At 59.3% G+C, this 13,884-nt stretch carries 8 protein-coding genes and 2 pseudogenes; 4 read left to right on the top strand and 6 right to left on the bottom strand.

Going from position 1 to position 13,884, the window contains the following annotated elements; genetic code table 11:
* Positions 1-128: 128 nt before the first annotated feature.
* On the bottom strand, positions 129-725 hold the full coding sequence (locus tag ACQZ60_RS14785) for a TetR/AcrR family transcriptional regulator (RefSeq protein WP_149622362.1): 597 nt from the start codon (positions 723-725) through the stop codon (positions 129-131).
* Positions 726-938: 213 nt separating this feature from the next.
* Between ACQZ60_RS14785 and ACQZ60_RS14790 the strand changes: the two genes are divergently transcribed.
* Genes ACQZ60_RS14790 through ACQZ60_RS14800 form a run of 3 tightly spaced genes read left to right on the top strand, consistent with a single transcriptional unit; the run spans position 939 to position 5,614 of the window.
* Positions 939-2,615 (top strand): FUSC family protein, encoded by a 1,677-nt coding sequence (locus ACQZ60_RS14790; protein WP_174056016.1) that lies wholly within the window; start codon positions 939-941, stop codon positions 2,613-2,615.
* On the top strand, positions 2,608-4,080 hold the full coding sequence (locus tag ACQZ60_RS14795) for an aldehyde dehydrogenase family protein (protein ID WP_149622364.1): 1,473 nt from the start codon (positions 2,608-2,610) through the stop codon (positions 4,078-4,080). The genes ACQZ60_RS14790 and ACQZ60_RS14795 overlap by 8 nt, the downstream gene beginning before the upstream one ends.
* A 43-nt stretch (positions 4,081-4,123) precedes the next feature.
* A complete protein-coding gene (locus ACQZ60_RS14800) occupies positions 4,124-5,614 on the top strand; it encodes a carotenoid oxygenase family protein (protein WP_149622365.1) in 1,491 nt (496 codons plus the stop codon).
* Positions 5,615-5,782: 168 nt separating this feature from the next.
* Here the strand turns inward: ACQZ60_RS14800 and ACQZ60_RS14805 are convergent.
* The 4 genes and pseudogenes from ACQZ60_RS14805 to ACQZ60_RS14820 all read right to left on the bottom strand — a co-directional run.
* Positions 5,783-6,256 (bottom strand): annotated as a pseudogene (locus tag ACQZ60_RS14805) (substrate-binding domain-containing protein); the annotation flags it as partial.
* A 600-nt stretch (positions 6,257-6,856) separates the two neighbouring features.
* Positions 6,857-8,413, bottom strand: a complete 1,557-nt coding sequence (locus tag ACQZ60_RS14810) for a carboxylesterase/lipase family protein (protein WP_149622366.1) — start codon at positions 8,411-8,413, stop codon at positions 6,857-6,859.
* A gap of 54 nt (positions 8,414-8,467) precedes the next feature.
* Positions 8,468-9,877 carry a neutral/alkaline non-lysosomal ceramidase N-terminal domain-containing protein gene (locus tag ACQZ60_RS14815; RefSeq protein WP_174056017.1) on the bottom strand — a complete coding sequence of 470 codons (1,410 nt, stop codon included), beginning with the start codon at positions 9,875-9,877 and terminating at the stop codon, positions 8,468-8,470.
* Positions 9,878-10,033: 156 nt separating this feature from the next.
* Positions 10,034-11,698, bottom strand: coding sequence for a carboxylesterase/lipase family protein (locus ACQZ60_RS14820; protein ID WP_448735532.1), 1,665 nt, complete (start codon positions 11,696-11,698; stop codon positions 10,034-10,036).
* A gap of 381 nt (positions 11,699-12,079) precedes the next feature.
* Between ACQZ60_RS14820 and ACQZ60_RS14825 the strand changes: the two are divergent.
* Positions 12,080-12,719 (top strand): annotated as a pseudogene (locus tag ACQZ60_RS14825) (IS5 family transposase); the annotation flags it as partial.
* Between the two features lie 260 nt (positions 12,720-12,979).
* On the opposite strand, the gene ACQZ60_RS14830 reads toward ACQZ60_RS14825, so the two are convergent.
* Complete coding sequence (locus tag ACQZ60_RS14830; RefSeq protein WP_149622370.1) at positions 12,980-13,705, bottom strand: response regulator; 726 nt, start codon at positions 13,703-13,705, stop codon at positions 12,980-12,982.
* Positions 13,706-13,884 lie beyond the last annotated feature (179 nt).

Raw genomic sequence — 13,884 nt, forward strand, 5'->3', positions numbered from 1 at the left:
GTCTTGGTGGCCGCCTCAAACAGGATCGAATAGACTTGCCGCTTGTTCTGGTAGGCTCGCGTCTCTCCATAACGTGCGGGAAAATCGATCACCACGCCCGCGGCCGGGGAGCTCTCCACGTTCATCGCTTATCCAAACGCCGCCAGAAACACTTCCGTCGCCCTTTCGACTGCGGACTGACGAACTTGGTGATCGGGTTGGTCATCCAGTCCCCATAGCTGACGCTCGACAAGTCCAGCCTCACAAAGGGACTTGAAGTAAAGGCTGGCCTCGCGGAGGTCGGATCGTTGAAGCTTGCCCGCCTCCATCAGCGCGGCAATGATTTCACTGATTGCGATGAGGGTTTTCCGCGGTCCGTTCTCATAAAAGATGCGGCTTAGCTGTGGCTGTCGTCCGGCCTCGCCCATGATCAGGCGATTTGCCTCGATGACGTCAGGGCGCGTGACAAGATCGAGATAAGCAGTCCCGAGCTTTCGAAGAATTTGCTCGACATCGTCGCCGCGTCCCGCAGCCTCGATTTCCTCGACGCCGCCTTTCCCCGCCTCGTTAACAAAGGCCTCAAAGAGCGCCTCCTTGCTTGGGAAATAACCGTAAAGCGTAGCCTTCGACGCCGTGGCCTCAGCCGCTACCGCTTCCATAGTCACCGCGCCGAAGCCCCTTTCGATGAACAATTTCCCGGCGGCCTTCACAAAACTCAACCGCCGATCCTCGGTCTTTCTTCGCATCGCGTCATTCCCGTTTCGCATCAGGCTCAACGCCCGCCGTCATCATAATTAAACGATATCGTACAGGAATATTGACAATGAACAAGTCAGGTTATATCTAAACGCTAACGTTCAATTATGGGTGCCTCTGTGAGCGCTAAGCCGGAAATGCTTGAAAACGAAAAAGGCTGGGGGCGATCCGGCCCCTTGGCTCCATGCGCTGTGGGAAAGCCGATGGACAACCGGCCCGCTGCCGATCCACCTCGTCATCCGATCGCGTTCGCCTTGCACACCACCATTGCTGCACTCATGGCGCTCGCCCTAGCACACGTGCTCGCCATCCATCATCCATGGTGGGCGGCGATGACCGTTTGGCTGGTCGCTCAGCCGACACGCGGCCTTCTTGTGGAGCGCAGCGCCGCGCGCCTCGTCGGAACGATCTGTGGAGCCGCCGCCGGCGCATCGATTCTGCTCGTCCATGCATATCTGCCGGTCACTCTGATCCTGCTTGCCTTCTGGCTGGCTTGTTGCGCTGGGCTCGGCACGATCTTCCGGCATTTCCGCAACTACGGCTTTGTTCTTGCCGGCTACACTGCGGGGATCGTCGTCCTGTTTGGGTTGGGCGACGGACATGCGGACAGCGTGTTGGCGCAGGACAGGGTTCTGTGCACGCTGATCGGCATCGTCTGTTCGATGCTGTTGTCCTTCAGAGCCCTGCCGTCGCGAAAGGCGGATGCACAGGCACGGGCCAGGAACCTTCTGGGTCGCGTTTTGCAGCGGATCGAAAACCGGCAGGCCGACAAAGAAGCGCATGCGGACGCTTCGTTGATCGCCGAGATAGCGGCCTTTGACCGAGCCATCGACGAGCAGTCCGCAGGATCGATCCGCGGACGTGCCGACGCCCGGCGCCTGCGGCACATCTCCGGCATATTGCTGGAACTTCTCGCGCTGGGCGGAAGTAGGAACACGGCTCTCGACAGACCCTTCGCGCCTGACGATCCGTTTCAGCGGGCGCGGCGTATGGCCAGGGATGCCGCAGCACACGGTCACGTGGTGCTGGCGGGCGCGCTGGAGGATCTTGCGAAGGCGCTGGAGCCCGGCCGTCTGTCTGCACTCGGTTATTTCCGGTTCGACCTCGATCGCGTCGCCTCGTATCGCGCCGCCATGCGGCCGGTGGTTGCACTGGCAGTCGCGTCCGCGATCTGGCTGGCCGCAGGCTGGCAGGCTGGCTCCATGATGGCGATGACAGCGGTCCTGTTCACCTCGCTGTTCTCCAGTCACGACCATGGAAACCATATGGTTGTCCAGGTATTGCTCGGAACCCTCGCCGGCGCCGCGATGGGACTGCTTGTCCGGCTGCTTCTGCTGCCGCATGCCGAAGGTCTGCTGACGATACTAGTCTGCGTCACGCCGTTCCTGTTGGTTTCAGCGTGGCTCATGCGCAAGACCGTCACCGCCAAGATGGCCATAGACATGGCCATGACATTCCTGTTGACCGCCCAGCCGGGAACCGCGCCAGTAGCCGCCGAGACCGCCGTTCTGGAAGCCCTGGCAATCGTCTCGGGCGTGGTCATAGCGGTGGCGATATTTTGGCTGGTCCTCCCGTCGACGCCGGATGTACGCCGCAGGCTTCTCGCCCGCCGTATTGCAACCTTGACGCACCGCATCGCCTGCGGCGCCGACGAAAAGACACTGGCATCCCATCATGAGACGTTGCGCAGCGCGCAGGTGCAGCTGCTCGACGTCACGGAGGTTGAGTCCCCGCTTTTCAAAGCAGCACAGGCCTGCCTGGCCGCCGCCGCAGAAAGCCGCCGCCTCAAATCGGCTACCGCAAGAGAGGCTTCGGTCAAGGCGAGCGCGGCGCTCGATGCGCTGGCCACTTCAAACACAAGGAGGAAAAACAATGCCTGATACTCAGATCCAGCGTCAGTTCACCGGCCAGTATATTGATGGGCGCTGGCGAACCGGTCGGGCTGCAACATCGCTTAGCGATCGCAACCCGTACAACGGTGAAGTCTTAACCGAAATCGGTTGCGCCTCCCACGATGATCTCGACGACGCCTATCGCGCCGCAGCGAGAGCCCAGCTCGACTGGGCGCGGCTCCTGCCAGGAGAACGGGCTGCGGTCATGCATCGCGCAGTCGCCGTCATGGACCGCCGCCATGCCGAGATAGTCGACTGGCTGATCGCCGAGTCCGGCAGCACCCGCATGAAGGCGGAAATCGAATGGGCGGCCGTTCGTGCCGGCACGCTGGCTGCAGCATCCATGCCCGCGCGTGTGATGGGACGGATACTGCCCATCGACATTTCCGGGAAGGAGAGCAGAGTTTATCGCCGGCCGTTGGGTGTCGTCGGCGTCATCAGCCCCTGGAACGTTCCGATGCATCTGTCGAATCGTTCGGTCGCTCCGGCGCTCGCACTTGGCAACGGTATCGTGCTCAAACCTGCCGAGGACACGCCGGTCACCGGTGGCCTTCTGCTTGCCAGCATCTACGAGGAAGCGGGACTGCCCGCCGGCCTGCTCAACGTTGTCGTCGGCGACGTCAGGGAAATCGGCGATGCGTTCACGCTGCACGAAATTCCCAAGTTCATCTCGTTTACAGGGTCTACGCGAGTAGGACGGCGTATCGGCGAACTGGCGATGACCGGCGCCACGTTGAAGCGCGTAGCGCTCGAACTGGGTGGCAATGCGCCCTGTGTAGTGCTGGACGATGCCGATCTCGACCATGCGGTTTCCGGAGCTATCGTCGGTCGCTTTCTGCATCAGGGGCAGATCTGCATGAGTACGAACCGCATCATCGTCGAGTCGCGACTTTATGATCGCTTCGTGGAGGCGTTCATCGAGCGAGCACGTTCATTGAAGGTCGGTGACCCGAACGAACCGGACACGGTGATCGGTCCGCTCATCAATGAGAGGCAGCTCAAGGCAGCGCTCGGTCATGTCGACAAGGCGAGGGCCGCCGGCATTCACCAAGTCCTGAGCGGTGAACCCTCAGGACAGGTTTTGCCGCCTCAAGTCTTTGTCGATGTCGCTAATAATTCCGTTTTGGCGCAAACCGAGCTGTTCAGCCCGATCGCGCCTCTGATCCGCGCTGCCGATGAAGCCGACGCGTTGCGCATGGCAAATGCCGTCGAATTCGGCCTGTCGAGCGCGGTCTTCACCACCGATGCCGCGCGCGGACTGCGCTTTGCCAAAGGCATCGAGGCGGGCATGACCCACATCAACGACATCTCTCCCAATGACGACCCGAACACAATGTTCGGCGGCGAGAAGAACAGCGGTCTCGGCCGCTTCAACAGCGACTGGATCATCCAGGAACTGACCACCGATCACTGGATCAGCGTGCAGGACGAACCGCGCGTCTATCCGTTCTGACCTTACCCCCCAGCAACCGGGCCTAAACAGAAAGAAAGACAAAATGAGCATGACCTTCCCGGAAATTCCAGAATTCACTGGCCTCTACGAGCCCAGTCGCGTCGAAACGCAGATCTTCGATCTCGAGGTCGAGGGGACCGTTCCTCCGACGATTGCCGGCACCTTTTTCCAGGTATCCCCGGATTCCTATTATCCGCCGATGCTCGGTAAGGACATCTTCTTTAACGGCGATGGACTAGTCTCGGCCTTCAGGTTCGAGAACGGCCATGTCAGTCTGCGCAGGCGCTATGTCCATACAGACCGGTTGGCGGCGCAGTGGCGCGAGCGGCGCTCGCTCAACGGCGTCTATCGCAACGTTTTCACCAACGACCCGCTGGCAGCCGAAAACAACACGACAGCGAACACGACGGTACTCTGCCATGCCGGCGTATTGCTCGCCATGAAGGAGGATGCACTTCCTTATGCGCTCGACCCCGAGACGCTGGAAACGATCGGCGTCTGGGACTTCAACGGCCAGATCAAGTCGGCCACTTTCACAGCCCATCCCAAGGTCGATCCTGACAACGGCGACCTCCTTTGCTTCGCCTATGAAGCCAAGGGCGACGGCACGCCCGATATCGCCTATTTCGAAATCGACGCCTCGGGCAAGCTCAAGAAGGAGATCTGGTTCAAGGCTCCCTACGCCGCAATGATCCACGATTTCGCCATCACCGCCCGGCATGTCGTCTTCCCGCTCATCCCTCTGACCGTCGATATCGAACGCATGAAGGCGGGCGGGCAGCATTTTGAATGGCAACCGGATCTGGCGCAGCTCTTCGGTGTGCTGCCGCGAGACGGCAGCGCTGAGGATGTCATGTGGTTCGAGGGGCCGAAGGACGGATTCCAGGGGCATACTCTGAACTCGTACGAGGAAGACGGCTTTCTGCAAGTCGACATGCCTGTCACCACGGGGAATATCTTCTACTTTTTCCCTCAGGCAGACGGGTCCGTACCGCTTCCCGAAACCCTCAGTTCGCAGCTGATGCGCTGGTCGTTCAATCTCAATGGTCCTGGCGAACCGGGTGCGGCCGACTATGCTCTCCAGCCGCGCCCCATCACATCTTTCCCGTGTGAATTCCCGCGTTGCGATGAACGGTTCACCGGCAAACCCTATGAGCATGGTTTCGTGTTGGCCTTCGATCCGACACTACCTTTCGATGAAAGCCTGGGGGACCGACCGTTCCAGTTCTTCAACCAGCTTGCCCATGTCAATGTGAAGACAGGTACGACTGATGCCTGGTTCCCCGGTGATGGACAGTGCTTCCAGGAGCCGATCTTTGTGCCGCGTTCGGACGATGCTCCTGAAGGCGATGGATATGTGATTGCGTTGCTGAACCATCTCAACGGCGACAACACGGAACTGGTCGTGCTCGACTCGTTGAATATGGCGGCCGGCCCAGTGGCCCGCATCAAGATCCCGTTCCGCCTGCGCATGTCGCTGCACGGCAACTGGACGCCCGCGAAGGCGCTCGAAGCGGTCCGCAAACAGGCCTGATCCGCAAACACGCAACCGTGCGTCGGGATACGTCCCGGCGCAAGGGATCCAGAAAGTTCTGTCTGATTTCAACCATGTGTCCGAATCTCGGTGCAGGGTCGCTGGCGGCTCACGCCTGCTGAGTCCGTCCATTCCGACCGTCGAAGATGCCCCTGCCGTCGATTGACGCACGACCAGTTCCGGTTGGAAGACAACTTCAGCCGATGGTCGGGTTGGCGCAGAAAGACGGGCAATCAAACGGTCGACTGCCGTCTCCGCAATTTGTGACAAAGGTTGGCATATGGTGGTCAGCCGCGGCGTCGTCAGGCGAGATAAGACAATATCGTCTATTCCAACCAGGGAAATATCATTCGGGATCGAGATGTCGCGCTGGCGTAGTTCCGAGAGGATGCCCACAGCGATCATATCATTGAGCGCAACGATTGCCGTTGGCCGCGGTACCGTCTCCAGCAAGCGCCCCGCCGCACGCCGCCCCACTTCGAACAACTCGATGTCCGAATAGCTGATCGCTTTTTTATCAGAGTTTTCTTCGAAGACAGGGCACTCCGCGAGGTTAATTTCAGCAACCGCAGCTCGGAAACCCTTGAGGCGCGAGGCGCGGGCAAAGGTGAATGATTTGTCCGTCACGTAGGCGATCCGGGTGTGCCCGAGGCCGCGCTATAAACGGCGTTTGCGGCTTCAAATTCTTTGGTATCGCGCACACCGGCCTCATTGAGGACAATGCGCCGCCCAGAGATGGTAACAAATCGACTTGACGGTTCACGTCAGTTGCGACGTTTAATGTCGAGGCCGTTGAGGACGTTTGCCGGCTTGGGGTGATATCTCGGCGATCGCACGACGAATCGGGATTACGCCCTCTTAACTCTACCGCAACCGCCCGGTTTGGACCGCGTGCCGCCTGAGGGTAGATACCCATCTGATCGCCCACGACGGAGATGACCGCCCCTGAGGTGTCTCTCGTGAGCAAGGGGGCGGCCGAGACCTCGCACCAGCGTAAGCTGAACAGCAAAACCCAGGCGACTGCGGGAACGGCAACGCACCTTGCGAGGCCTTCAACCACCGGATACTTGCACTCTCTCAAAGTCTTATTGTCGACGGCCTAGCCGCAGGAGAGGGCCTCCTCCCGTCAGGGGCAAAGGCCGCTCCGCTGACCAAAGGAGATCGTGACGACTGACAAATCCAACGCAAACTATGTAACGACCGAGTACGAGATCCAATCATGCCTGGCTGGACGATGCCTGACTATTTTGCGGCCTGCCACAGGTCACAACGATGATCGGCGCGATACTCATCTTCGCTGATGACTTTCGTAATGCCGTCTTCCAGAAACGCCAGACGCTGGGGGTTTTCCACGGTAAACCGAGGCCATTCGGGCGGCATTCCTTTGGGATCGGCGAGCGCCGAAAAATAGCGACGCATCACCTCGGCGAGTTTCAGTTGCCGAGTCGTCAAGCCCGCAGGCACCATGCTTTCTCCCCACAGATAGGAAATCTCCGAACTATGGCCGCTTCCTACGGCGAAGGACTGTGGAACGGAGGCATAGGAACGCAACGGCGCCGTTTCGTCCCTGAACTCGTAGGCATAAGTGGGGGTCCAGCGGGCAAGTGCCGTAACAAGCTTTGTCGTCGGGCAGGTAGAGCCGCGGTCGGTGCTATAGTCGGCCAGCGCGGCTCCGGGAGCGGTCTTTTCGATCGCCGAATAAGCAGCGAGGATTTTTTCCGCCTTGTCTCCTTCGTTCTTGCGGACTTCGGCGCGATACTGTGCCTGACTGACCGGTTGATCCTTCAGATCGTTGGCCTCATAGACGAATATGCGCGCTTCGTTTCGCGTATTGCCCACAATGACCGGGACCCGGTTGAATTCTCCGGTCTCGAATGCCTCTAAAGGCGGTTTCGGCATGGCGTAGCCGCCGGAAACCGTTGGGAGAGTCAGTGCGGACTTTTCCTGAGCATCCAGGATTTCGTCTGGGCTCTTGCCGCGAAGGCAGGCGAGGCGGGTTGCCTTGTCCGCACAACCGATTGCAGCCGCGAATTTCTCCCCGCTTTCCACCGCCTTTTCGTTCGGCGTGCTCGGGCAGTCGCGTCCACTTTCTATGATCGCTCCATGAAACAGGCCCTTCGCTTGCGGCGACGCGACGATGAAGCATACGCCTCGGGCTCCGCCCGATTGTCCGGCAACCACGACCCTTTCCGGATTGCCTCCGAAAGCGGCGATGTTCTTCTTGACCCATTTGAGAGCCTCGATCTTGTCGAGATCACCGAAATTCCCACTGCTCTTGCCATCCTGAGATTCCGCATTCAGTTCCGCAAGCGCGAGATAACCGAGAGCTCCCAGTCTGTAGTTCGCGGTTACAACGATATTCCCGCGCCTTGCAATCTCCTTCGGGTCCCAGTCGGTCTTGGCGCCATTGCGCGATCCACCGCCATGATATCCCACGATGACGGGCAAATTTCCCGCATCGCCCTGCGGCCGGTAGATGGTGAGCGTCAGGCAATCCTCGGTCCAGCTTGCCCCTTTGTCCGGACGCCAGAACACCGCGTGTTGGACGCATTCGTTGCCGGGCACATCTGCGACAAAGGGTTGCTTGAACGGCTCCGCTTCCCGAGGTGGAGCGAAGCGCAAATCACCTATCGGCGGTCGGGCATAGGGTATACCCTGATAGACAAGCAGATCGCCCTGTTCTTGTCCGACGACTTCGCCGATCGGCGCGGAAACGGGTTGAGTGACGGCATGCGCGGCGGGTACTGCGAACGATAGCAGCATGACGCCGATCATCGTGGGGCGATGTGCGAACAACATTCGTGTTCCTCCTGATATAGGGTCTTCAGTTTGCTTCGGGGCCTTTGGCGCACATCAGTTCGTGCGCTTGCGTTCGATGTGGTCGCTGACCATGCCGGCAATGCCCTTTGCAATGCCCTCTTCGGCGCAACCCGGCTTCAGCCGCGAACCCAGAACCTGGAACGTCTGATGTTCGAACGACTGGTCGTCCGGAATATAGCCGGAATTGGCGCGACCGTTCGCCAGGGTGATCAACACGGTTTTCGACAGGGGCGACATCTGTTTCGCGCGTTGGCCGATACGGCTATAGATCTCGGCGTTGACGGTCGAGAGCGCGATATCACCGATGCCAACGGCCCCTAGCCGGATGTCGACGTCCTTGCCGTCTTCGTATTGACCGGCCGCACCCTCGCGCACTTTGTCGAGTCGCGTCCGGCCAGGGCAGGTCAGCGTGGTCTGCGCCGCCCAGATTTCCGGCGATGCCATCCATCCATCCGTATGAGACATAACGCGGATGACTTCCTCGCCGAGAATCACACCGAGGGCCTGCATATAGTCGGCAAGCTGGTGCGCTCTTTTCGGATCGAGGGGGCCGTCCACCACCTGCTTGTTGCGCAACGGCGCCTCGACATCCTCGCGGCTCATCTCGTAGCCGGAGATCGGTACTCCGGTTTTTGACGCGAGCGTGTTGGTGCCAGTCCTCAGCCAGCGCGGGTTCTGATCACCGGATGCTCCCTGGGTGAATATCGCCACGACATCATCGCTGAAATTGCGCTCGATATAGCGGCTCGTGGCGGCGGCGAAATCTCCGCTGACAAAACCCGAGAGATAGCCGTTCACAGGATGCATCGCATAGTTGACATAGGTCGCGATCGGCTCGCCACTCGGCTTGATGACGGAAAGGACGCTTACGGTCTTGTCGGAATAGGCATTGAAATTCGCTGCCTGCGTCCACAGATGCGTCCGCGGATTGATCGCGTCGCGGTTGACGTTGAGATAGGCTTCTCCGGTGGAATAGCCGACCTTTGCCGGTTGCAATGCGGAAACGGCCTTTTTCACCGCATCGACCGCAACATTCGACACGAAATCGCTGCCGTAGCGCGGCTGGCCAGGCGCCGTGGTCGCATTGGCCGGCCAGTCGCTATGGGTATGGGTGGATGACAGGACAACGTTCTGAGGCGGAATGCCGAGGGTTTCGCCGACGCGCTTGCTGGCCTCGGCCCAGACTTCCTCGTTTATGCCGCCGAGATCAGCACCGATGAGCGCCATCTTCGTCTTGCCGTTGTCGATGACGATCACCCGAAGATAAAGCTTCTCGTGATCGTATTCGTTCATCGCCGGGTAAGCCGGGCTCGCTGGTGGTGTGATCTCGATGCGTGCAGCCCCAGCACGGAGCGTTCCCGTTGCACTCTGCGCCGCGGCAGGGGCCGCCGCCAGGGCAGACACGCTCGACGCGATTGCGAGGCTAATAACTGTCTTTTTCATGCTTTCCTCCAATGGAATAAATGAAAAGAAATACAGGCGCCTGTTCTTGTGGCGCGCCGGCTGGACATCCCGTGACATTGCGTAAAGGCCAGCCGCTCTTCCGGCGACGGCACCGCCGGAAGTTTGTCACTCATCAGGAATGGAACGAGATGCGGGCTACAACACGCCGGCGGCCTTGAGCAGCGGCAGGTCGTGATTGAACCGGACTTCGCTCTTGTTGTCGAAGATCATCGTCGCACCCTTGTCGGCGGCATAAGCCGGCCATTTAGGCAGGCCAGGATGGTTCGGATTGCCGGATTTCGCGAAATTGATCCATGCCTCGCTCATCTTGTCCTGCAAGGCAGCAGCCTCTGGCCCGCCGCCTGTGGCCTGCGAGACAAGTTCGGCATTGGCAAAGACATAGGGAATTTCCGAGCAATGCCAGGCGCCGCCGATTCCGCCCATGGCAGGCGATTCACGCGTGAAGACGTAGGAATAGACCGGTGCGCCGCCCTGCTTGGCCTTCATCTGAATGTTCTTCAGCATGCCGGTGCGGCCGGTCAGATCGACGAAGGCGGCATCCGCCAGCTTCTTTTCAGGATAGGCCTCCAGAAAAGCCTTGCCGATAGCATTCGCCTTGTCGCCGAAGCGTTGCTTCAGTTTGGCGTCGGTCTTTTCAGCGTTCCATTCGTTCTTGTTGTCGGCATAAAGGATCGCCGGGTTGACACGGGTGACGGTCTCTTGCTCGTTGAGCACGGTACCTATCAGCAGCGGGATATGCTTGGCCTGATCCACCCAGCCATCACCTACCGGATCGCGCGGCAGATATGCGCCATCGACAACCGGTGCCCAGCGCGGGTTTTCGATGCCTTCTTTCTTGGCATCCTCCAGTGCCTTCGTACCGGCCTCGACAAGTTGCTCGACGGGCACCGTCTTGAGGTGGTCGACCTGAGAGGTTTCGATACCGAGATTCTTCAAGGTGAGTTCCGCAACGCGGCGTGCCGACCTCTGGCTGGTGACCGGCGAGGTCGTCGCGCCGCTCTGAACGATCGCCTTGCCGAACAGGCCTTTTGCCGCCGGGAGCCCCATCAGCGTGCGCACCTTGCTGCCGCCGCCCGACTGACCGAAGATCGTCACATTGCCCGGATCGCCGCCGAACGCTTCGGCATTGTCCTTGACCCACTGCAGCGCCGTGACGAGGTCGGCGATGCTGGCATTGCCCGATTCCTTGTATTCCGGCCCATAGGCGGAAAGATCCAAGAATCCGAGCGCGTTCAGGCGATGGTTGAGGGTGATCACCACCACATCGCCCTTGCGCGACAGGTTTTCGCCGTCATAGGAGACCTGCTCGATCGAAGAGCCGTTGGTGTAGCCGCCACCATGCAGCCAGACCATCACAGGCCGCTTCTTGCCGTCCTTCAGGCCGGGCGTCCAGACATTCAGGAACAGGCAATTCTCGCTGGTCGGCAGGTAGCGATGCGGATTGAACAACTCGTCGCCCGCGACCGACTTCATCGTCGGGATCGGGCATGTTTCGCCGAACGCCAACGCAGGCCGCACGCCCTCCCAGGGCGCGACCGGTTTCGGCGGCACGAACCGCTCGGCGGTCGCATATTGAACGCCGAGATAGCTATAGACGCCGTTGCGTTCGGCCCCGACGATCTCGCCAGCCTTGGTATCGACAACGGCCGCCTTGGCGCCTGACACGTAACCGTCGGCATAAACCGTCGAGGCAGTACTCACACCTGCGAGAAGAATTACCGAGGCCATGGCCAGGTGGCGCGGCGTTTTGTCGATGGCAAAATAAAGGCCTTTGGATATTAACGATGGTTGGTAACGCATCTGCTATTCCTCCAATTCATGATGACGTTCGGGAGCGAGAAATCGTCGAGGCTGACGGTATCCTCACACAACCGCGTGCAGCTTCCTCCAAAGCCGCACGATGCCCTCCCGTCCAGAGGACCTGCGTAAAGTCGAACATAATCGATTTAAGTCAATCCTTGCGGGCGGCATAACTGATAGAGCAAAATGCAATATAAAAGCAGAGCAAGCGATTTGAGATGCTCAGCGAGCGCTTCGCACAATTCCGTCCGCAATATCCAGATGCGTTGTGCGTTTCGTCGCCGAGCGGCTTCAAGCAGCACCGGTCCGTCCGGCATTACCAGTGCTTGATGAGATGTGATTCACGTTCTCCGAGAAGGAGGCCGTGATGGGTGATTTGTTCTGCTGAGCGAGCGCCAGATTGCGCGAATATCGCCGCATTTCCCGCTTTCGCATGGTATTGCGCGGGTCGATGACCGGCGCGTGGTAAGCGGCATCGTCTATGTGATCAGGAACGGGCTGCAGTGGAAGAAAGCGCCGGCTGACTACGGTCCGCACAAGACGCTCTATAACCGCTTCATCCGCTGGAGCCGCCTCGGTGTTTTCGACCGTATCTTTGCGGGGCTTGCGGGCAAAAGGCCGAAACCCGAGCGCATCATGATCGACGCGACGCATCTGAAGGCCCACCGCACGGCAGCGAGCCTGTTTAAAAAGGGGATGTTCCACGTCGTATCGGGCGAACCAAGGGCGGGCTGAACTCGAAGCTCCACACCGTTTGCGACGGTGACGGACGGCCAATCATCCTGCTCCTGTCGGAAGGCCAGATGAGCGACCACAGGGGCGCTCGTCTCGCGCTCGACGCGTTGCCTCCCGCCGATCATCTGATTGCCGATCGAGGATACGACAGCACTTGGTTCCGCGAGGAACTCGGAGCCAGAGGCATAGAGCCGTGCATCCCGTCCAGCCGGAGCCGCAAAGTTCCATTCGCCTACGACAAGGTCCTCTACGTCAGCGCCACAAGGTCGAGAACCTCATCGGGCGGTTCGGGATACGGGCAATATTCCGTCGGTTCCGATCAATTGACCCGCTTTCAAGCTTGATGGAGGCCGTTACAACCGGCCCGTACCGCGTCTAACGCTCACGTCTCCACCGCGCCATTTGAGAAAGCGGATCTGGCCGACGATTGGTTCTACTTGATATTCCAACTGCGGGGGTGCAGACCATATTGACCGCGAAGATTGCCAAGTCAACGACGGTGACGATTGTCAGGATCGTAGTGCGACGATAGGTTTTATAGTGAATTCATCTTGTAATCACTGACACCTTCACCGGCACCATGAGCTGATAGCCGCCGTTGCGGATTGTCTTGAAGAGCGGTCCGGTTTTGCTTTCGCCTAGCTTGCGACGCAGTCTGCTCACCAGGACGTCAATCGAGCGGTCCATATGATCACGAGAGCGTCCCTGCGTAAGTTCAAGAAGCTGGTCGCGTGACAGGGGCCGACCGGGCCGCTCAAGAAATACCCTGAGAAGCTCGAACTCGGCACGGGTGAGATCGACGGTGTCGCCATTTTCGCGTGACACGTGGCGCTGCTCGGGATCGGCTTCCAGTCCGGCGAAACTGTAGATCCTCGCTTCAGCATCGGGCGGATCGTTTTGACCCGAGCGCCGTAATGCGCTCTTGATGCGGGCAACCAGTTCCTTGGGGTTGAAGGGTTTGCCGAGATAGTCGTCTGCATCGATCTCCAAACCGACGATGCGATCGACGTCTTCCTTCAGCGCCGTCAACAGGATGACGGGTATGGGGGAGCGGCGATCACGCAACCCACGGCAAATGTCCAGACCCGAGCCATCTCGCAACATGGCATCGAGAACCAGAAGATTTGGATTGGCAACCTGCATGTGATGTTCGAATTCGCGCTTGTTCGATGCGACGGAGGCACGAAACCCCTGTCCGCTGAGATAACGCGCAAGCAGGGAGCGAATTTCAAGGTCGTCATCGACGATTAATATATGAGCCTGACTGTTCATCTCCGATGCCCTCTTGCATGGCGGAATTATAGAGATCACACCCGCGCGAAGCTGAGAATTTTGTAAAAAATCTTTTCTGCTTTAGAGTTAGCAACCTTTCTTTGCAAATTTTGCGGGCTGGGAAACCTTCCCAAATATGCGGACCAATTCGGGATACGCTCGCTGCTTATGGTCATCAA

The sequence above is a fragment of the Agrobacterium sp. 22-223-1 genome (assembly GCF_053522385.1).